Source organism: Microcoleus sp. OTE_8_concoct_300, from assembly GCF_031383065.1.
Lineage (GTDB): Bacteria > Cyanobacteriota > Cyanobacteriia > Cyanobacteriales > Microcoleaceae > Microcoleus.
Genome location: NZ_JANMZH010000853.1, coordinates 1 through 21,033 on the forward strand (window position 1 = coordinate 1; position 21,033 = coordinate 21,033).

A 21,033-nucleotide genomic window follows, 5' to 3' on the forward strand; every position below is an offset into this window, starting at 1 on the left:
ATTTTGCTTGCCTTTTTTGTGACCATTTTTATTGATATGAGTTGAATTACATTCAGGGCATTGCATAATATTGCTTTTAAATGTGTGTTATTTTTGAAGCTCGGAGGACAACTTCATCATACCATAGTTCAGCAACGCCGACTGATTAGCCGATCGACCCACCAGATATGGCAAAATCAATTAGCGTTTGCCGGCCAACCTCCGGCAATCCCGTGTCAAAACACCAATAAGGTTCAGTTAAGACGAGGCAGTGCTTAAAACCATAAATACAGGAGGATTCGTTATTATTCCAGTACCTCGGTGTTTAAGTTTTTTGGAAATAAATTTTAAAACAAGCTTTTTTGCCACTCTTGGGTTTTTTATATGAACCATTTCCGGTAAAAATTCGCCTTTGAATTTCCAAAATTCACGAACTAAAAAAAGGGAATTTATTGTGGTTGTAACCGCTGATTTTTTGGGGAAACACGACGAATAACTCGTCGTAATGTTCCTGTGAAAAAACTACGCAATGGTGAAACCTCTGCACTGCTTGCTGCTTGAAAAATAAATGTACAGCCCAAAGTCCTAGTTTTCAACCATAAATTTATTGCATCACTTCTCTGGTTTTTTGAGAACGAATATAAGTTTTTATTACTAATAAATCTACTTTGAGTTCATCACTGGTATTTTTAACTACAATGGGGTTGATTATATTCGCAAGCCAGTAACGGGGCGTGTTTTTTTATCCTCCAATAAGTTCGTAATTAAAGGAGATTTAATCGGTAATTATGAACCGTCTAAATGCTCAATTGTGTACTCGATAACTCTTAGCGGTATTGGCTGAAATCCTTTTTTATTAATTTACCTGATGGATAAATCCAACTCCAATACAAACCATCTTCTTCTTGTGTTTCGTTTGTCAATTTAACCTTGGATGGAATTCGCCCCAGATAGTCACAACCTTTACTGAATGTGGCTGACACCATTGCATAGGATGCCAACCTCTATCCCACATCAACAACATTTCTTCTCTGACTGACCCTAACAACTTTAACGCTCTTACTTTCTCTCCTATTTTATATGGACAGATTAACGAATCAAAGATTAAATGTGTTCCTGCTTCTACTAAAATGACTAATCTAGATGCAGGGAAATGCCGCTCTTGTACCTGGACGACTTCCTTTGGAAACCCAAAACTCGGGATTTTTCATCACTATGGGGGATATCTAAGGAAGTCCCATTTATCACTACGATTCTGAGTTTATTTATGAAAGCTCCTATTGTTTCTCCCGTAGGCATTGGTCGCACCAACTGATGAAATAACTGTCTGAACACGCCTGCTCCTAATCTCTGTCGGGGTTGGGTAATGGCTGATTTACAAAGGATACGCCAATTATTACCAATTTTTACCTATGCTTCATTAAGACCATCAATCAGATTTTTTAGTACATCCCGCATTGAATCTTTCGACCACAGGCTCATTGCTATGACCAGACACACTACCAGTTGTGCTGGCTCTTGGCGATGACGTTTCTCTTCAACCTTCGTTTTCGCAATCGAAGAGGCGATTGCAGATACGGTCATCGCTATCTCTATGGCTTTAAATATCTTGGTACTTTGGATACTGGGAGAGACTAATGAACATTCTTTAAGATGTACTGTACTTTATTTTATTTCCATTTTTGTATATAATAGCTAGTTGACTACTATGGGAGCCTTAACTAAACCGTATTGAACTATAGTGGAAATAGCTTGATGTGGCAAGTCTGTTTTTAAGAGCGCGGGGACTCAAGTTCCTAGTTCCGTTTTCCCGGCCGACTCGCGATCGAGACGCTCGTTCCCCACATGGCGTACTATCTCTATGGGGCAGTGCTGGGTAATATATACTTGGACGCGCACCTGCTAACGTGAAATTTTTAATTTTAGATATCAAAGAACTGACTGATGGATTTAGACCAACAGATTCAAGCATTGATCGAAAAAGCTCCGCGCGACGGTTCGACGCCACAAATCTTACAGGCGATCGCCCCGGCCCTGGTGTTAATTGCCCAACAGCTACAGCACCTCGAATACTCTATCCTGCAAGCGGTAGACCAAAGTTGGGCGATCGTGGTTTTGAGCAATCTCAAGGAACCAGGACGGGAGAAGAAGGTGATTTATGCTTGGACCAGTCTTAAAGATGCGTCGCAGGCTGCAGCTGCTGGGGGCGATCGCCTCAGACCGGTGCTTTTGCCTGTCACTCACATTTTATTTCAGATGATAGCTCTTGAAGGTCTCGACAGCATTGTTTTTTTTGAAAGTCCCGGCAATCAGGAAGTCGGAACCGAAATCCCTCGCGAGCAAGTGCAGAATTTAATTAGCGTTTACTTGCAACAGTATCGATCGGCTCCACCGCCGGATATTGCTTAAACAACTCCATTTCCTATTAATTGGTAATAGGGCATTAGACACTGGGCATCGGGCATCGGGCATTACTCATTGCAATTCCCCACGACCAATTGCCCATTACCAATTCCTCGTAAAGTGTATGTAACTTTTTCACCTCTAATAAAGTCGGCTCAAAACGTAATCTGCCAAGTCAATCAAAGCTTGGCGGGACTCTGAATGGGGCAGCGGAGCTAAGTATTCGACGGCTTTCTGTGCGTGATGGTTGGCTAGTTCTCGCGATCGCTCTATGCCTTGAGAATCTTCTACCAATGCCAGGGCCTGCTCTATATCTCCTTCTTCGGCGAACTCGCGTTCTATGAGAACTTCCAAGTAAGGCTTTTCTTCTAGGCAAAATAGGGCTGGCGCTGTCAGATTCCCGCTTCTGAGATCCGAGCCTGCGGGTTTCCCCAAAGTTTCCGTTGAAGCGGTGAAATCTAATATATCATCTACTATTTGAAAGGCTAAACCAATATTGCGCCCGTAGTTGTACAAATCGTCTGCTATTTCCGCTGAAACCTCGCTCAGACAGCCGGCTGCTTTGGAACTGTTGGCGATTAAAGACGCTGTTTTGTAGTAACTTTTTTCCAGGTACGCTTCGATCGACAAGCTGGTGTCAAATCCATTTAGTCCCTGTTGAATTTCCCCCTCCGCTAAATCCATAATCACTTCCGAAAGCAGTTTGACTACTGGCAGGTTGTCCAGATTTGCCAAATGCCAGGAAGATTGAGCAAACAGAAAATCTCCCGCCAATACTGCCACTCGGTTGTTAAACCGACTGTGTACCGTCGGTACTCCCCGCCGCAGATCCGACTCGTCTACCACGTCGTCGTGAACCAAACTTGCTGTGTGGATCATTTCCGTGATTTCAGCGAGGCGGCGGTGTTTTTCTGTGATTGGGCGATCGGGCATAGTTGTCCGGGCTATTAACAGGACGATTGCGGGTCTCACCCGTTTTCCCTTTGTGCCGAATAAGTATTCTGCAGCCGCGTACAATATGGGATGGCGGGCACCCACTAACTGTTTTAAGTTTTCTGTCAACAGTCGCAGGTCTTCTTCAACCGAGGAAAATAGGAGAGTGCTAGAGATCATGGATACGCCGACTCAAGCGGTAAAGTAACAAAATTTTACATATCATATCTTTATTTTAAGGTAATTCTCTGCAATAGGAAAGAAAAATCTAGGCGATCGGCAGTTATTTGTCATCTGCAGCCCGATCCTAGTCACGCGACTGCCAGAGGCGAGTAGCCGGCTGCCAGAGGAGTTGCTCCTATTGTATAGAATTGTTAAGGACATTGCCCAAAAATCTCTAAATCCCAGAAACCCTGTGCTATTATAGGAGTTAAGGATTTAAACAATTCTATACATTAAGTACAGCCAGACTGGCAGGTAGCTTCTAGGGCCCTGTAAGAGTTTCTTAGAGCCAGCCTAGTTAGTCGATCGCAGCGAAAATTTCTGGGAGAGATTTTTAGTTCCTCGTGGCTAAAATTTTTCAGGAGTTAAGACTAGCGCATCTTATATGCACGGTAGCTCAAAGCAGCTAAAGTGGATGGTTTTAGGCTGTTTAAGCATCTGTAAAGCAGTAAATGATTATTGACCGGGAACGCCTAAATGTTCCCGCAGGCTTGATATGGAAAAGCAGCCTTCAGAACCAAGGCCTGGTCTTGCGTGCTGACTTAATGTAGTAGGTCTTGAACTTGTCCTCCTCCTCCTCCTAGTCCTTGACTTTTGGTTCTAATTATGATTTATCGCGATATTCCTCTAATTATTCCCATTCTGGCCGCCGGCTATGTAATGACTATTTATGTACTGCTGATGTTGGCCCAACGCAGCGCTAAAATAACTCGATTGGGCGAGTAGTGTACTCGTCGGTAGCCGAATCCGGCAGCAGCGCGCTCGCTGCACAAAAATAATAGGGTAGTCTGGAAGCTGAGTGCCTTGGGCCCGCTTGAGGAAAGAGGATCCGAGGGAATTTATTCCCTATTAATCTTTTGCTATAGTTGAGGAGCAAGTAAGAATAACTGTCTGCGTGGCGAAACAATTTAATAAGGTGAAACTCCTGATTTAGCTCGTCTCGGTATTGCCGTAGCCTGGTTGAACGAGTAATAGTGAATTGTTGAGCGCACCTAACAGGCTGAGTGATAGACTCCGAAAGCAAATCCCCATATCAAAAGTAAGCGCAATTGCAGCGACGAAAGTCCGTTGTTTTGAGCGTGAGGAGGCACCTTGACAATGCCTTTGAGGGTCACACATCGATCGATTCTTGAATCGATCACGGCTTGGGCCCGCTTGAGTGTCAACGTTGAAAATTCGGAATACTCAATAATAACCCTGCCTTAAATGCTTGCGCACAAAGGCAGGGTTATTATTTACAATTGCTGGCAAAGTAATTTTCTGGGGTAGGAGTTACTGCAACACTTTGGACAGTTTCAGGGGTTAAGCATGGGGGCGCTTATTCCGGGTTTCTACGAAAGAAAAATTTTGCGTGGAGGAAGGAGAAATATACTAATAAACCGGGTTTTTTCGGTATGCGTGCGTAAGCGAACTAAGTTTTGAGGTTCTAGTCTGAAACCCTTGATTTACCCGAAAGCCTATAGTGTACCTCGGCAAGCGAAGCCCTCGGACTTATCGCCCTGAAACCCTTATTCTACGGTTTGCCATCAAAAACTGTCCGAAGTGTTGCAGTATGGAAATCCACCGATTTATGCCTTTTTCTACCCGCCTTGGGGCGTTGTTTTAAACTGCGAATCTCAAGACATTAACTCGGCAAATAAGTTAGGCGAATTGGCTTTAAACTTAGTATCGATGTTCAATACCAAAAGCCTCATAGGCAGGATGTTATATGTAGTAGCAGCTTGGCTCTCTGAGAGCAAGTATCATGTCAGAAAAACCCTGCCAAGGTTTCGAGAAAGCTATCAAAGTGCGCTCAAAAACGGAGATTTGGAAGTTGTCGGTTATTGTGACAAACACAAATCTCAATATTCCTATTTTGTCGGGCAAGAGCTTACCGACCTCTAACATGAGATTGCCGAGTCTAGCAACCTGCTCACTCAACTCAAACAATCAATAAACTTGCAATGCAATCAAATATTTCATCAAGCGGTGCTTAACTGCCTGAGTCAGACCGATCTTCCCTGCACTTTATCCACAGGCAAAGAAGAACATCGGCTCCCACTGCTACAGATAGAGCAGCAAAAATAGTTTTTGCTAAAAAAAATCGCTCTAACTGTACAGAAAAAAAGGTAATTGCCAATATTAATGACGGCAGTAAAACTATATTAACTATTTTTTACAACTCACTCAAATACGGAGTAGGAGTTGCCATAAATTATCAAAACTGACTCGCTAAGTTGCTGTGCTATCCAGGCGCAGTAATTCAAGTCTGGAGAAGTCGGATTTACAGTGTAATTCAGGCAATGGACAATTGCCGAGTTTTAACAGTAGGGGTGATCTATGAAAATCCGATCCTGCTCTTGGGCGTCACGGATAGCGGCAAGGGGATTTCCCCGGAGATGTTGCCGCGAATCTTGGAGCGGTTCTTTACCACAAAAAACGCTAACGAACGCTGTAGGTTGGGACGGGATATTGTTAAAAAAATTGTGGAAAAACATTCGGTTAAAATAGAAGTAGCGTCAGTTATAGGTCAAACGACCTTTAACGTGTCAATCCCGATCGCCGTTTAGCGCTATCGCACTAAAAATCCTAGGGATGTGCGACTAAAAATGCAACTCTAGACCGATGTCAAACCTTGATTGCGGTCAGCGGGCCGCAACTGTAAAATCTGAAATCTAAAATGGTATTAATTGCGGGTTCCACCTGCATCTATCCCCCTTGATTTGCCCATGTCAACCACAGTTTCTGATACCCAAAGCTTGCTAGAACAGGCGATCGACCCCAAACCGCCGGTGCTGCCTCCAGATACACCCTTAAAAGTCGCGATCGCTGCCATGACTCAGGCGAGGGCCAGTTGCATTTTAATCGCTCAGGGCCAGCAACTGCTCGGAATTTTTACAGAGCGCGATGTTGTGAAAATAACTGCTAGGGAAATACCGCTAACAGGGGTGGCAATTTCTGAGGTAATGACTGAAAACCCGATCGCCCTGAACCTCGATAAAGCGGGGAATATCTTCAGGGTATTGAGCATATTGCGATCGAAAAAAATCCGTCACTTGCCCCTCACAGACGAAGGCGGAAACTTGCTAGGCGCCATCACCTGCGAAAGCATCCGTCAAATCCTGAAACCGGGCGACTTGCTGAAAATGTGGCGCGCAGAAGAAATCATGACGACAGAAGTAATAGTTACTTCAACTAGCACCTCTGTTTTAGAAGTCGCTAAAAAGATGATAACCCAGCGCCAAAGCTGCATAGTCATTTGCACTGACAGCGACAACAAACATCAGAAACCTGTGGGCATAATTACAGAAAGCGACATTGTTAAATTCCAAGTTTCTGGACTTGATTTCGCCTGCACTCCTGCCGCCGCCGCCATGAGTTTTCCCCTGATGCAGCTGCAGGTAAAAGCCACATTGTGGCAGGCTCACCAGTTCATGCAGGAGCACCGCATCCGGCGCTTGGTGGTGGTGGACGAGGGAGGATATTTAGCCGGAATTATGACCCAAAGTACCCTGCTGCAAGCCTTAGATCCGATAGAAATGCAAGCGAATGTCCAGCTTTTGCAGGAAACAGTTGCCGAAAAGCTCCAGGAGTTAAAAAAAGTGAACGAACAATTGCAAACAGAAGCACTTCGGAGAACCGCAGTAGAGGAACAGTTGAGGCTTTTAAATAAAAGTTTAGAAGAAGAAACTAAACAGCGAACTTTAGAATTAATTAATGCTAATAGTCAGTTAAAAAAGGAAATACAAGACCGCGCCACCGCTGAAGCTGAAGTCCGCCGCCTCAACACCGAACTCGAACAGCGAGTTCAAGATCGCACGGTTCAACTAGCAGCCAGCAACGAAGAATTGCAGCAAGAAATTAGCGAGCGCCAATTGCTAGAAAAAAAATTGCAGTTTTCGGAAAGCAAAGTGCGCGCAGTTTTTGAAGCGATGACAGACATCGTTTTCGTGCTAGACACTCAGGGCAACATTGAAGTTTTGCCGACAAATACTGCTGCGTTTTTTGAGCCGGATTGCGATCTAGTCAGCCTGACGATCGAAGATTTTTTTGACGACAACAACCCGGATAATTGGTGGGTGTTAGTTCAGCAGGTGTTAGAGACGCAAGAAACGCTCAATTTCGACTACAGCTTAACAGTTGGAGACCGCAAAGTTTGGTTTTCTGCCTGCATTTCTCTGTTCTCAAAAGATGCAGTAATTTGGGTTGCCCGCAACATCAGCGCCCGCAAAATAGCCGAGTCAGCGCTGTGCCAAAAAAATGCAGAATTATTTCATACCTTGGAAGAACTGAAGCGCACTCAAAAAGAACTGATTCAATCAGAAAAAATGGCAGCCCTCGGACAGTTAATTGCCGGAGTTGCTCACGAAATCAATTCTCCTTTAGGGGCGATTCGCTCGTCGGTGCAGAACATCGCCGACTTCTGGACCGAACAATTGCAGCAGTTGCCGATATTTTTCCAGCAACTCTCCCCGGAAAGGCAGCAGGATTTTTTTGCGCTGCTGCACAAGTCAAACCAAGAAACAGACACCTTATCTAGTAAAGAAAAACGTCAGTTGAAAAAACTGTTGCAGCGGCAATTAGAAGCAGAAAAAATTGAGAAGGCGGACAGCCTTGCTTGTACATTATTAGATATTGGTATATGCAATTTAGAAACTTTTTTACCTTTGTTGAAAGACAGCAAAAGTAAAAATATTTTACAAACCGCCTACCAATTCGCTACCGTACAAAAAAGCACTAAAAATATTGCTACGGCCACAGATAGGGCAGCTAAAATCGTTTTTGCTTTGAAAAGCTACTCTCGTTACGACCAGTCGGGTTCCAAGGTCATCGCTAATATTACCGACGGTATTGAGACTGTTTTAACGCTTTACCACTACCAACTCAAACACGGTGTGGAAGTAGTCAGAAACTATGGTACTGATTTGCCCTCTGTGCTATGCTATCCTGATGAGCTCAATCAAGTGTGGACGAATTTGCTTCACAATGCTTTACAAGCGATGGGCCACAAAGGAGTGTTGAAAATTGATGTCAAACACCAAGATAACGTAATATTAGTCAGTATTACCGACAGTGGCCAAGGCATTCCCCCAGAGATTATGCCGAGAATTTTTGAGCCGTTTTTTACGACCAAACCTCCAGGAGAAGGCAGCGGCTTGGGATTGGATATAGTTCAGAAAATTCTGGAAAAACACCAAGGTGAACTGCAAGTAGAAAGCGTGCCCGGTCAAACAAAATTTACTATATCCTTGCCCATCGGAATCCCGGATAGCAATTAAAAAAATGGGGAAATGCCCCAAATTTTAAAATTAAAGAGAAGTAAAGTTTTATGCCAAAACCAGTAATTTTGTGCGTTGACGATGAAGTTGTGGTCTTAAACAGTTTAAAAATTCAACTTAAAAAAGAATTTGGGGATGATTACCTCTATGAAGTCGCAGAAAATGCAGATGAAGCTATGGAAATTATTGAGGAAATTCAAGAAGAAGATGAAAGTGATATTTTTGTCATAGTATCTGACTGGTTAATGCCAGGTATTAAAGGAGATGAATTTTTGATTCGGGTTCACCAAAAATATCCCAAGATTGTGAAAGTCATGCTCACCGGGCAAGCCGACGAAGTAGCAATAGCACGGGTGAAAGAGCAAGCAAACTTGCACCGCTGTTTGTACAAGCCGTGGGATCGCAAAGAATTAGTAGAAACTCTAAAATCGGGTTTGGCAAAAATATGAACAATAAACCTGTGATTATTTGCGTGGATGACGAACCGATAATTCTTGAAAGTTTGAAAATTGAGTTAAAAAAAGCCCTGGGAGAAGAACACTTATTAGAAACCGCTGAAGGTGGCGAAGATGCTTTAGAGCTAATCGAGGAATTGCTGGCAGAGGGCTGCGAAATCGTGGCAGTAATTTCCGACTATCTGATGCCCAATATCAAAGGAGACGAATTGCTGAAGCAGATTCACAGAATTTCGCCAAAAACTATCAAAATTATGCTGACGGGGCAAGCAGACCTCGAAGCAGTGGCGAATACTATTAAATATGCTAAATTGTACCGCTACATATCGAAGCCTTGGCAGTCAGAAGATTTGAAATTGACCGTGAAAGAAGCGGTCAACAGCTATTTTATGGAGAAGCAATTAGCGGAACAAAACGCTCAACTCCAAAAGCTGAATCAAGAATTGGAAACTGTAGTGGAGGAGCGGACTGCACAACTACGCTTGTCTGAGGAAAAGTTTGCCAAAGCTTTTCGTTCTTCTCCCAACCCGATTACTATTACCAGACTTAAAGATGGTCGTTATTTAGAAATTAATGAGGCTTTTTGCCAGACAATCGGTTATTCGGCCGCAGAAATTATGGATCGCACGGCGCTTGATTTGAATCTTTGGGAAAGTAAAGAAGCCCGCGCCAAGTTGTTGACAATGTTAGACGAGAAAAAAAAAGTTCTCAACTACGAATTTAATTTTCGCACTAAAAGTGGGGAACTCAGAACCGGGGTGCTGTCAGCAGAAATCATTGACATTCATGGCGAAACCTCGGTGATTTCTGTGATTCAAGATATTAGCGATCGCAAATTAGCCGAAGAAAAACTCCGATCTGTAGCGGCTTCTTTAGCAGCAGCGCAAAGAATCGCCCGCGTGGGCAATTGGGAATGCGATTTCTCGACTAACACAACTACTTGGTCGGAAGAATTATCTCGGATTTTCGGGCGCGATTCAACCCAGGTGCCGCCAACACTAGCTGAGTTTTCGCAATACGTGCATCCGGACGATCGACAAAAGTGGCAAACAACCATCGACGCTGCTATTGCTAGCGGGCAATCCTACAGTTTGGAATATCGCATTCTGCGGCGGGAACCGACAATTGCTGCGGATAACTGCCCGGCACAAACAAGTGAAGGTGGCTTCATCCGCTACATCGAAGCCAGAGGAGAAGCAGTTGTCAACCAACAAGGGCAAGTGACAAAACTCTTCACAACTTTGATGGACATTACCCCCCGCAAGCTGGCAGAAATAGCCCTAGCAGAGAGCGAAGAAAAATACCGCCATTTAGTTGAAACTTCCCAAGATATTATTTGGTCTTGCGATGCTGAAGGACATATTACTTTTGTGAACCAAGCCGTTAAACAAATCTACGGTTACGACCCTGAAGAAATGATCGGCTGTTCTTTTAGCGATTTCTTAGCGCCAGGACAAATAGACCGCAACTGGGAACTTCAGCAGTGCTTGCTGACGGGAGATGCTGTGTTTCAGTACGAAAGTATAGTATTAGGAAAAGACGGCAGATTGATTGATGTAAATACGAAGGCGATCGCGCGCTTCGACGCAGAAGGAAACATTACTGGCACAACTGGCACTACTAGCGATATTACCGAGCGGAAACAAGCAGGAATAGCCCTGCAAAAAGCCAAAGAAGAAGCCGACAGAGCCAACAGGGCGAAAAGTGAATTCCTCTCGAATATGAGCCACGAATTGCGAACTCCCCTCAACGCAATTCTCGGTTTCACGCAACTGCTGGCTCGCTCGGCTGCCCTCGGTGCCGACCAACAGCAATACTTAGGAATTATTAGCCGCAGCGGGGAACATTTGCTGGAGCTGATCAACAATATTCTGCAAATGTCAAAAATTGAAGTCGGGCTTGTGACGGTTAATAACAGCACCTTCGACTTGCATAAAATGCTAAAGAATACTGAAGATATGCTGAAGCTGCAAGCCGAAAAAAAAGGGTTGCAGTTAATTTTTGATTCCACGCCCGACTTACCTCAATACGTAGAAACAGACGAAAGCAAGTTGCGCCAAGTATTGATTAATGTAGTGGGAAATGCTATTAAGTTTACTACGGAAGGTGGTGTTAATTTGAGAATCAAACATGAGCTGTTGGCAAATGAAAATGACGGAGCGATTCCGCTAAATAACACTTGCTGCTTACTATTTGAAGTTGAAGATACGGGCTTGGGAATTTCTGTGGCAGAAATGGACAAGTTGTTTAAACCTTTTGCACAAACAGAAACCGGGAGAAAAGCTCAAGAAGGAACTGGTTTAGGCTTGCCTATCAGCGAACAATTCCTGCATTTAATGGGAGGAAAAATAACGGTGACAAGCAGCGTCGGTCGCGGCAGCATTTTTAGATTTGATGTTAAAGTTTCCCTCCCTAATGTAGTGGAAATTCAGGTGGCTCAAACCGCTCGTCGCGTTGTGAGTCTCGAACCCGGACAGCCGGAATACCGCATTTTAGCTGTTGACGATCGCCTGGAAAGCCGCTTGCTGTTGGTCAGAATGCTGACCTCTCTCGGGTTTGCTGTGCAGGACGCTGAAAATGGCCTTCAAGCTGTGGAAAGGTGGTCGAGTTGGGAACCTCATTTGATTTGGATGGATATGCGGATGCCGGTGATGGACGGCTATGAAGCTACTAAACAGATTAAAGCGCATTTGAAAGGTCAAGCAACGGTGATTATTGCTCTGACGGCAAGTGCTTTTGATGAGGATCGATCGCTGATTTTGTCTGCTGGTTGCGATGATTTTGTAGCGAAGCCTTTTCGGGAGCAAGTGATTCTGGAAAAGATGGCTAAGTATTTGGGAGTCCGCTATGTTTACGATCGAGAAGCTTCGCCAAGTTCTGAGCCTGTGGCGTCGGGTGAGGTTTCTACGGCTACTGAAACGGCTGATTTTCCTTTTACGCTCAATGCTTCATTTTTTGAAGCTATGCCTACTGAATGGGTTGATGAATTGTACGCGGCGGCGGATGCGGTTGATAACGAGGAGATTTTTCGGCTGCTGTTGTTGATTCCTCCGATTAATGCTGATTTTAGCAGGGCGCTCGCGGATTTGGCGAATAACTTCCGCTGCGATCGGATTATCGATTTGATTGAGGAGTTTAGAAATTTTTGAAGGAAGTTCGGCAACGGATTGTATAACGGATTTAAGGGATGGATGTTGAGGCTCGAGGTGCGAGGGGCGGGTTCGGGATGATTGATGATTTAGGTCGATCGACTATTTGTAAACTCGCCCACGGGCGATCGGCCAATTTACCTGTAGCCAAGCTCCCAACCCTGGTAATCATCAGTCATTCCCACATCTAAAATCTAAAATCTAAACTCTGTACTTTTATAAGTTATGTAAATATAAAAGTAGTTGATTCACGAGGGAGTGCTATAATGACTATTTAACCAGTTTTCATAATTTCAACTCTTCTCAATTTAACAAAAAATAGCGCTCGATGACCACCAATAAAACAGAAGAGAATAAAGGCAACATATTAATTGTTGACGATACTCCAGAAAATTTGCAAGTTTTATCAGCAACGCTGTTGGATCGCGGCTACAAAGTTCGGGGCGTAATTAACGGCAAAATGGCAATCAGAGCGGCGCGAGCAGGTTCTCCCGAGCTGATTTTGCTCGACATCAAAATGCCGGAAATGGACGGCTACGAAGTCTGCATGGAGCTCAAGGCAGATCCGAAAACATCAGAAATTCCCGTTATTTTTATCAGCGCTTTAGATGAAGTATTGGACAAAGTAACCGCCTTTCAAGTTGGAGGTGTGGATTTTATCACAAAACCCTTCCATGTAGCAGAAGTATTAGCGAGAATGGAACACCAACTAACTATCCAAAGACTGAAAAAACAATTGCTCGATCGCAATACCGAACTCCAAAAAGAAATAATAGAACGCAAAAAAGCCGAAGAAGCCGCGGCTGCTGCATCACTCGCAAAAAGTCAATTCGTTGCCAACATGAGCCACGAATTGCGGACTCCCCTGAACGCTATCCTGGGTTTTACCGAAGTCATGAGCCGCGACTCTTCCCTGGGCGACGAAAATCTCGAAAATCTCCGAATTATTAACCGCAGCGGTCAACATTTGCTGGAACTAATTAACGATGTTTTAGACTTGTCGAAAATAGAAGCAGGGATAATTGCCTTAGATGAACGCAGCTTTGACCTTTATCAACTTCTTGACACTCTCGAAGAGATGTTTCAAATCAAAGCTGAAACTAAGAATTTGCAACTGAAATTTTTTGTGCAGGGGAATGTTCCGCAATATATAAAAACTGACGAAAAAAAGCTGCGCGTCTGCTTAATTAACCTGCTAGGAAATGCCATAAAATTTACTCTCGACGGCGGCTGTATTTGCCTGCGCGTGAGTCTGGAAAGCAAGCAGCCGCTCGCCGAGTCGGAAATTTATCCTAACTCTACCTCGGGCGAGCCATTTTTAATTGTGTTTGAAGTTGAAGATACGGGAGTTGGTATAGCAGCCGCCGAAATTGACACTTTATTTGATGCTTTTGTGCAAACTGAAGCAGGCAGAAATGCGGCTGACGGTACGGGATTGGGTTTGACAATTACTAAAAAATATGTGCAGATCATGGGCGGAGATATTGGGTTCAAAAGTGTTTTAGGTGAGGGAACGAGTTTTAAATTTAATATCCGAGTATTTCCCGCTACTTCGTCGGAAATAACAGTCCCGACATTGCAGCGGGTGATCGGATTAGAAGCAGATCAACCGATTTATCGGATCTTAGCAATTGACGACAATCAAGAAAATCGGCGCCTGCTGGTTAAAATGCTGCAACCAATTGGTTTTGAAGTCCGAGAAGCGGAAAACGGCCACCAAGGTGTTGAAATTTGGGAAAGTTGGCAGCCTCATTTAATTTGGCTGGATACACGAATGCCAGTAATGGACGGTTTTGAAGCTGTCATACAAATTAGAGCTAAAGAGAAACAAACTCAGTGGCGAACTGTAATTATTGCTCTGACTGCTAGCACTTTTGAGGAAAGAAAAGGCGAAATTATTGCCGCAGGTTGCGACGATTTTGTGCGAAAACCTTTTCAAGAACAAATCCTCTTTGATAAGATGGCTTGCTACTTGGGAGTGCGCTATATTTATCAAGAGTTGCCCCGGCTTCCAGTGGGGGGTTTAGGGCGTTATTTTGTGAGCGAAAAACCCGATTCATTTTTCGCAGGGCTGCTGGCCCAGATGCCTCAAAGTTGGGTGCAGGAACTTTACGAGGCAGCTAATGATGTTGATGAAGAGCTGGCGATTGAAATTGTCGATCGCATTTGGGAAAGTCATCCAACTTTAGCTCATGCTTTAAAAGATTTACTTACTGATTACCGACTCGACAAGATAATGGATTTAACTCAATCGAGTTTAAAATAAATGGATAATAGCCAAATTAAAGTATTGGTGGTTGATGACCAACCGAGCAATCTGCGGTTCTTATCCAAGCTGCTAACAGCCCAGGGTTATCAAGTTTACCGAGCTATTTGCGGTCAACTGGCGTTGAATGTGGCGATCGCCCATTGCCCGGATTTAATTTTGCTCGACATTAGAATGCCGGAAATGAACGGTTATGAAGTTTGTCGGAGACTGAAGGCGACAGCGGAAACCGAACAAATTCCGGTGATTTTTTTAAGCGTATTAGATGAAATGAACGATAAATTACAAGCTTTTAGAGTTGGGGGCGCCGACTATATTACTAAACCATTTCAAGTAGAAGAAGTTTTAGCGCGCATCGACAAGCAAGTTGGCTTGCAAAAACTGCAACAGCAATTAAAAGAGCAAAATTATCAACTGCAACAGTCGCAGTCGCTGCTTGCTAGCATATTAAATAGTTCCTTAGACGGTGTGGTGGCTTATTCTGCCGTCCGCAACAGTGAGGGAAATATTGTGGATTTCCAGTGGCTGTTGATCAACCCTGCTGCGGAAAAATTTTATGGTCTGCTATTAAATGATATAGTTGGCAAAAATTTGTTGGAAGAACTTTCCCAACTTCGCAATAATGGGTTATTTGATTTGTATGTTTCTGTAGTAGAAACAGGAGAAACTGTAGACAGAGAATTTTCTTACGAACATGAGGGAGATACAATTGTTTGGCTGCACATTGTTGCAGTCAAGTTAAACGATGGCCTGGCAGTAACATTTCGCAACATAACCGATCGCAAACGAGCAGAAATTGCCCTACGAGACAGCGAAGAACGCTTTCGCGCCATATTCGAGCAAGCTGCGGTCGGCATAGCTAAAACTGCCCTTTGCGGTCAATTTATGCGGGTAAATCCCGGCTTTTGCCAAATTGTCCGCTATGCAGAATCGGAATTGTTGCAGAAAGATTGGCAGGCAATTACTCATCCAGATGACATCGAAGTTGACAGAGAATACGTGCGCTCGCTGTTATCCGGGAACATTCAAACTTTTTCTCTGGAAAAGCGTTTGGTCTGCAAAGATCAGGCAGTGCGCTGGGCGAATGTTACTGTTTCGGCAATGCGCGATGCCAATGGGACGCCGCAGTATTTGATTTGTGCTATCGAGGATATTTCCCAGCGCAAGCTGGTACAAGAACTGCTGCAAGCGAGTTTAGACACTCAAACCCGCTACGCTCAAGAATTAACTCGTTCTAATGCCGAACTCGAACAGTTTTCCTACGTGGCTTCTCACGATTTACAAGCGCCTTTGAGTACGATTGCGGGCTACGCTCAACTATTAGAAAAGCGCTGTCACAACCAACTTGATGCCCAAGGAAATAAATTTATCCGCAATATTGTTAACTCTTGCGGGCGGATGCAGGCACTGATTGATGATTTGCTGGAATATTCGCGGGTAGGTCGCAGTGAGAAACCTTTTGATGTGATAGATTGCAATCTGGTTTTTGAGGATGCTTGCGCTAATTTGCAGTTGGCCATCCGCCAAGATCAAGCTTCTGTTACTAGGGGCGATTTGCCAAGGGTAAAAGGTGACAGTTTTCAACTGCTGCAACTGTTTCAAAATTTAATTGGCAACGCCATTAAGTACCGCAGCAGCGAGGCGCCGATGGTGCGCGTCAGCGCTTCGCGTCAGGGGGATAGCTGGGTGTTTTCAGTGCAGGACAACGGTATTGGGATTGCCGAACAGTACCATCCGCGAATTTTTCAGCTTTTTCAGCGCTTGCACAGCCAAAAACAGTATTCTGGAACTGGTATCGGTTTAGCGATTTGTCAAAGAATTGTCGATCGGCATGGCGGCCGCCTTTGGGTAGAATCAGAACCCAATCGAGGCTCGACTTTTTATTTTTCAATTCCTATACCAAAGTGAAGTCAGCACTCCGCCTGTACCAGTCACCCGTCCTTTACTTAAGCTTTAAATATCTTTATCTTTTCTTTACAAAAATGCTCATAAAGTGTAGCATATTCACTGATGACATCGAGCTAAAAATCTATCAGGATAAATGTATTAGCTCGATCCTTATACAATTTATAAATCAGCGGTGCGCGTAAGACTTGTCAGTTTTTTTCAACTGTATCCAGAGCATCTTGCTTTGGGATGCAGTAGTTTCCCTAGTAGTTCGCGGACAAGGATTTGTGATGTCTTTGCAGTTTGTCGGTTCTCGGACAGACTGCCAAGTAAAACAAGCATAATTCGCAAACCTTTGCAAATCCACGAAAACCGTAAATTGCTGCAACACAAATTCAGTATTCTCAGCCCGATTTGCCGGATGATGGCAACAGATGCTTTGCAGGCGCTCAGACACGGATCAAAGTCCCGCCACCTCCCAAAAGTCGTTCTTAGTGAGGCAAAGGCGTGAATTATAAAAAGAAAAAATTTACTCTTTTAATAGCAAACGATGACGAGGACACGCGCTTTTTGGTGGAGGAAGCACTGCGAGAAGTTCGATTAGGAATTAGGAGCAAATTTGTGGAAAATGGAGAACAAGTGCTAGAGTATTTGTACCGTCGCGGTCAATATGTTGGTAGCAGCAATTGGCACCAGCCAGACCTGATACTTTTGGATCTGAATATGCCGAGGCTTGACGGGCGAGAAACACTAACTTCGATCAGATCTGACCCTCATTTGCAACAAATTCCGATTGTAATCCTCACAACTTCGCACTGCAGCGGTGATATCTTGCTTTGCTACCGCTTGGGTGCCAATTCTTTCATATCCAAACCAGTCACTTTTGAAGGATTGCTTGAAGTAATGAAGACTTTATGTGAGTATTGGTTTGAAATCGTTTCACTCCCGCCGGGTATGTAAGCTTTAATTGAGGGCTAAATCGATAGTTTGAGTGTAGAGTGAATTTGATAAACCGACAGATTAGCCCGATCGCAAGTATCGGTATCAAAACTAACAAGTTTCCTTCGACCCGCTCCGAACGCTATAGTTGTGTTAATACGTAACCAATGTCTGAAAATTTTGTTGGTTGAGAATGACCTCGCAGCTCCGACAATGATCGAAGACCTTTTAGGGTCATTGAGCGAGTCTCTATTTCTTCTCCAAACTGTTAAGTCTCTGGAGATAGGAGTCGCGTGTCTGGAAGTAGAAAAGTTTGACGCCGTACTATTAGATTTGTCAGTGTCAGACTGTTTGGGGGGAAGCGAGGATCTCGCAGTTTTGAAAGCGCGATGGCCCACTGTGCCAATTGTGGTGCTTAGAGATATCAACGATGAAAATACGGCGCTGTCGGTATTGGGCTGGGGGGCTCAAGATTGTTTGGTAAAGGGAAGATTTCACAGAGAAATGCTGGTGCGGGCAATCCATTACGCGATCGAACGCCAGCAAATCGAAGAACAATTGCGGCAGCAAGCCCTCCGAGAACGGCTGTTGGGCAAAATGATCGAACATATTCGATCGTCAATAGACGCGGCAAGCATTCTCCAAAGTACCGTCGCAGAAGTGCGCCAATTTCTCAAAACAGACCGCGTTTTAATTTATCGCTGTCAGGATTGGGCGTCTCAACTCCACGGGGAAGAGCAAAAAGGTGCGATCGTCGCAGGTGACGGTTTGCCATTGGGTTATATTGAAAACCAAAATATTAGTGCTGATGGAGGCGGTGTCATGCTTTGTTTTGGTCGAATCCCAGTCGGTACAAGCAATAGCAGATGTCAGCGCTGCCGACTTGACTGGCAGTTGCAAAGAATTGCTGGCAGATTGTGAAATGACAGCAGTTGTAAGCGTGCCAATTTGGCAATCTGGCGACTGGGAAACGGTAAAACAAAGACTAGGAAGCACTGTTTGGGAAATAGAAAAAACAGAAGATGCAGCCGAAAATTATATGGGGCTGTCGGCGAGCGGCAAACCGCAGGCCCAGGGCTCAAGTGCGCCGGATTCGATCGCATCCAAGGGCAATAGTTTGTGGGGAATGCTGACAGCATACAATTGCAGCGGTGTCAGGGAATGGCAGCAGTGGGAAATAGATTTTTTACAGCACTTAGCAAATCAAATGGATCTCGCGATCGAACAATCTCAACTTTACCGCCAGCTAGCAATAGCCAATCAAAAATTGCACCAACTGGCAACTACTGACGGACTGACTGGCATTGCCAATCGTCGCCAGTTCGATCGCGTTTTCAGATTAGAGTGGCGCAGATTGGCAAGAGAGCAACTGCCGCTGTCTTTAATTATGTTTGACATCGACTTTTTTAAACTTTACAACGAGTTTTATGGGCACGTCGGCGGGGACGATTGTTTGCGCCAAATTGCCGGGGCGATCGCCAAAGCTGCCAAGCGGGCTGGGGATTTGACCGCCCGCTACGGCGGCGAAGAATTTGCCGTAGTGCTGCCCAACACTAGCGCCGAAGGGGCAAACGTTGTCGCCCGGGAAATTTGTGACGGCATCGCCAGCTTGAAACTGCCCCACGCGCGATCGTCGATCGGCCCCTACATTACCCTCAGTTGTGGCAGTGCTACGGCGATTCCTTCTGCCCAGGAATCTCCCGACACCCTAATTCGCAGTGCTGACAGCGCCCTTTATCAAGCCACAACCGAAGGCAAAAATCGCATTTGTCACGCCAGCAGTCACTAGGAATCTTCCACGATTTTTATGTAAAAGTTTAAGGTAATTGGTAATTGGTAATATCGTGTTTAATTTTTCACTCACAACTCACAACTCATAACTCATATCGTTAACTTTGCATCGGAATAATAATTTTCGGAGTGCAGCGTGAGGGGGACGCGAGCGAGTGACCCGGAGCGAGCGGAATGCACAGCTAAGCAGGGTATAATTCCGATGTTACCGTATTTGATATTACCCATTACCGCTCCCCAATTTTCAATTACCAATTCCTAATTTATTCCCCCTTTCTTTGAGGTCGTACCCGTTAAATTCGGCCGCACTGGAATTTCAATCACAAACTCCGCTCCTTCTCCTGGTGTCGAAATACAGCTCAATCGGCCACCGTGCCGATCGACAATAATCGAGTGAGAAATCGACAGTCCCAAACCCGTACCCTTGCCCACAGGTTTAGTCGTGAAAAACGGGTCAAACAGCCTCGCTCGCACCTGCTCCGGTATTCCCCGCCCGTTGTCCGCAATAGATACCGCTACGAAGCCTGCAGCAGCCTGATAACTGCGAATAGTGATCGTGCTGGGATGTCGATCGCACTCCTCGATCGGACGCTGCTTGTCCCGTTCTTCCAAAACATCGATCGCATTAATCAAAATATTCATAAATACCTGATTCAACTCGCCCGGAAAACATTCAATTTGCGGCAATTGTTGGTAATCTTTAACTATCTGAATCCCCGGACGGCTGCTGTGAGATTTTAACCGATTTTGCAAAATCATCAAAGTGCTATCAATTCCCTCGTGAATGTTGGCCGACTTCCCAGCGGCCTCGTCCAAGCGGGAAAAGTTGCGCAAGGATTTCACGATCTCGACAATTCGCTCGGTTCCTACTTGCATCGAATTAAATAATTTCGGGAAATCCTCAGCAATATAATCCAAGTCTATTGCATCAATTTTATCCAAGACTTGGACCGGAGGATTAGGACAGTAATGCTGGTAAACTTTAATCAATTCCAGCAAATCTAAAGTGTAATTACGAGCCGGACTGAGATTGCCGTGAATAAAGCTAACGGGGTTATTAATTTCGTGAGCAACACCAGCAACTAACTGACCCAAACTCACCATTTTTTCATTTTGAACGAGCTGAGCTTGAGTGGTTCTGAGTTTGTTAATAGCTGCTTCTAACTCTAGCGCTTTTGAACGTTCTCGCGCTTCCGATTCCTGCAAAGCTGACTCGGCTTGTTTGCGATCGGCAATTTCCGTTTGTGCTTGCTCAAACAGCGTCGATTGCTGGATCGCGATCGCCAACTGCACGCTAATTTGTTGCAGACACTCAACCTCAATCTCCAGCCAGCGGCGGCGGCCCGCGCACTCGTGGGCAATCAATAGCCCCCACAACTTCTCACCTTGCAAAATCGGCACTACCAAATTAGCTCGCACCTGAAATTGACTTAATAAATTAATGTAGCACTCGGAAATACCAGCTTTGTAAATATCATCCACAGCTATAGCGCGACCGTGTTCGTAAGCAGAGGCGTAGCTGTATTCAAAGCAGGAATCGTTAATAGTTAGTCCCTGAATCGACTGCCAATTTTGACCGACAGACTCGACAGTTACAAAACCGCTCCTATCGGGATTAAAGCGATAAATAACTGTCCGGTCTGTTTGCAAAAATTGCCGTACTTCAGCAACAGCTTTTGTCAAAATCTCTTCTAAATTTAGAGAAGAGCGAATGCGTTCCAGCATCCCTACCACCAAGCGTTCTCGCTTTA

Annotated in this window: 16 protein-coding genes and 1 pseudogene; 12 read left to right on the plus strand and 5 right to left on the minus strand. The window is 44.6% G+C overall.

What is annotated here, in order from left to right; all coding sequences use genetic code 11:
• Together ACUVJL_RS37415 and ACUVJL_RS37420 are read right to left on the minus strand one after the other, a co-directional pair.
• On the minus strand, positions 1-66 hold a 66-nt coding region (locus tag ACUVJL_RS37415; protein WP_445244506.1), incomplete at its 3' end, for an IS1/IS1595 family N-terminal zinc-binding domain-containing protein.
• A gap of 362 nt (positions 67-428) precedes the next feature.
• A pseudogene (locus ACUVJL_RS37420) lies at positions 429-1,548 on the minus strand (transposase domain-containing protein).
• Between the two features lie 375 nt (positions 1,549-1,923).
• On the opposite strand from ACUVJL_RS37420, the gene ACUVJL_RS37425 reads away from it, so the two are divergent.
• Positions 1,924-2,388 carry a hypothetical protein gene (locus ACUVJL_RS37425; protein ID WP_445250437.1) on the plus strand — a complete coding sequence of 155 codons (465 nt, stop codon included), beginning with the start codon at positions 1,924-1,926 and terminating at the stop codon, positions 2,386-2,388.
• A gap of 135 nt (positions 2,389-2,523) precedes the next feature.
• Here ACUVJL_RS37425 and sds read toward each other — a convergent pair whose 3' ends face one another.
• The gene (sds, locus tag ACUVJL_RS37430) at positions 2,524-3,495 is read right to left on the minus strand and encodes a solanesyl diphosphate synthase (protein WP_445250438.1); all 972 of its coding nucleotides are present in this window, start codon (positions 3,493-3,495) and stop codon (positions 2,524-2,526) included.
• Between the two features lie 1,584 nt (positions 3,496-5,079).
• Here sds and ACUVJL_RS37435 point away from each other — a divergent pair.
• From ACUVJL_RS37435 to ACUVJL_RS37470, 8 genes are all read left to right on the plus strand, one after another.
• Positions 5,080-5,421, plus strand: coding sequence for a hypothetical protein (locus ACUVJL_RS37435; protein ID WP_445250439.1), 342 nt, complete (start codon positions 5,080-5,082; stop codon positions 5,419-5,421).
• A 332-nt stretch (positions 5,422-5,753) separates the two neighbouring features.
• The gene (locus ACUVJL_RS37440) at positions 5,754-6,086 is read left to right on the plus strand and encodes an ATP-binding protein (protein WP_445250440.1); all 333 of its coding nucleotides are present in this window, start codon (positions 5,754-5,756) and stop codon (positions 6,084-6,086) included.
• Positions 6,087-6,245: 159 nt separating this feature from the next.
• Entirely contained in the window at positions 6,246-8,795 is a 2,550-nt protein-coding gene (locus tag ACUVJL_RS37445) for a CBS domain-containing protein (RefSeq protein WP_445250441.1), read from the plus strand.
• Between the two features lie 50 nt (positions 8,796-8,845).
• The gene (locus ACUVJL_RS37450) at positions 8,846-9,244 is read left to right on the plus strand and encodes a response regulator (protein ID WP_445250442.1); all 399 of its coding nucleotides are present in this window, start codon (positions 8,846-8,848) and stop codon (positions 9,242-9,244) included.
• A complete protein-coding gene (locus ACUVJL_RS37455) occupies positions 9,241-12,399 on the plus strand; it encodes a PAS domain S-box protein (RefSeq protein WP_445250443.1) in 3,159 nt (1,052 codons plus the stop codon). The genes ACUVJL_RS37450 and ACUVJL_RS37455 overlap by 4 nt, the downstream gene beginning before the upstream one ends.
• A gap of 38 nt (positions 12,400-12,437) precedes the next feature.
• On the plus strand, positions 12,438-12,590 hold the full coding sequence (locus ACUVJL_RS37460; RefSeq protein ID WP_445250444.1) for a hypothetical protein: 153 nt from the start codon (positions 12,438-12,440) through the stop codon (positions 12,588-12,590).
• 137 nt (positions 12,591-12,727) lie between these two features.
• Entirely contained in the window at positions 12,728-14,665 is a 1,938-nt protein-coding gene (locus ACUVJL_RS37465) for a response regulator (protein ID WP_445250445.1), read from the plus strand.
• Entirely contained in the window at positions 14,666-16,573 is a 1,908-nt protein-coding gene (locus tag ACUVJL_RS37470; RefSeq protein WP_445250446.1) for a PAS domain S-box protein, read from the plus strand.
• A 166-nt stretch (positions 16,574-16,739) separates the two neighbouring features.
• Here the strand turns inward: ACUVJL_RS37470 and ACUVJL_RS37475 are convergent, their stop codons facing one another.
• Positions 16,740-17,009 (minus strand): hypothetical protein, encoded by a 270-nt coding sequence (locus tag ACUVJL_RS37475; RefSeq protein WP_445250447.1) that lies wholly within the window; start codon positions 17,007-17,009, stop codon positions 16,740-16,742.
• A gap of 50 nt (positions 17,010-17,059) precedes the next feature.
• On the opposite strand from ACUVJL_RS37475, the gene ACUVJL_RS37480 reads away from it, so the two are divergent.
• From ACUVJL_RS37480 to ACUVJL_RS37490, 3 genes are all read left to right on the plus strand, one after another.
• Positions 17,060-17,512, plus strand: a complete 453-nt coding sequence (locus ACUVJL_RS37480; protein ID WP_445250448.1) for a response regulator — start codon at positions 17,060-17,062, stop codon at positions 17,510-17,512.
• A gap of 192 nt (positions 17,513-17,704) precedes the next feature.
• On the plus strand, positions 17,705-18,412 hold the full coding sequence (locus ACUVJL_RS37485) for a response regulator (RefSeq protein WP_445250449.1): 708 nt from the start codon (positions 17,705-17,707) through the stop codon (positions 18,410-18,412).
• Position 18,413: 1 nt separating this feature from the next.
• Positions 18,414-19,280, plus strand: a complete 867-nt coding sequence (locus ACUVJL_RS37490; RefSeq protein ID WP_445250450.1) for a sensor domain-containing diguanylate cyclase — start codon at positions 18,414-18,416, stop codon at positions 19,278-19,280.
• A gap of 260 nt (positions 19,281-19,540) precedes the next feature.
• Here ACUVJL_RS37490 and ACUVJL_RS37495 read toward each other — a convergent pair.
• On the minus strand, positions 19,541-21,033 hold a 1,493-nt coding region (locus ACUVJL_RS37495; protein ID WP_445250451.1), incomplete at its 5' end, for a sensor histidine kinase.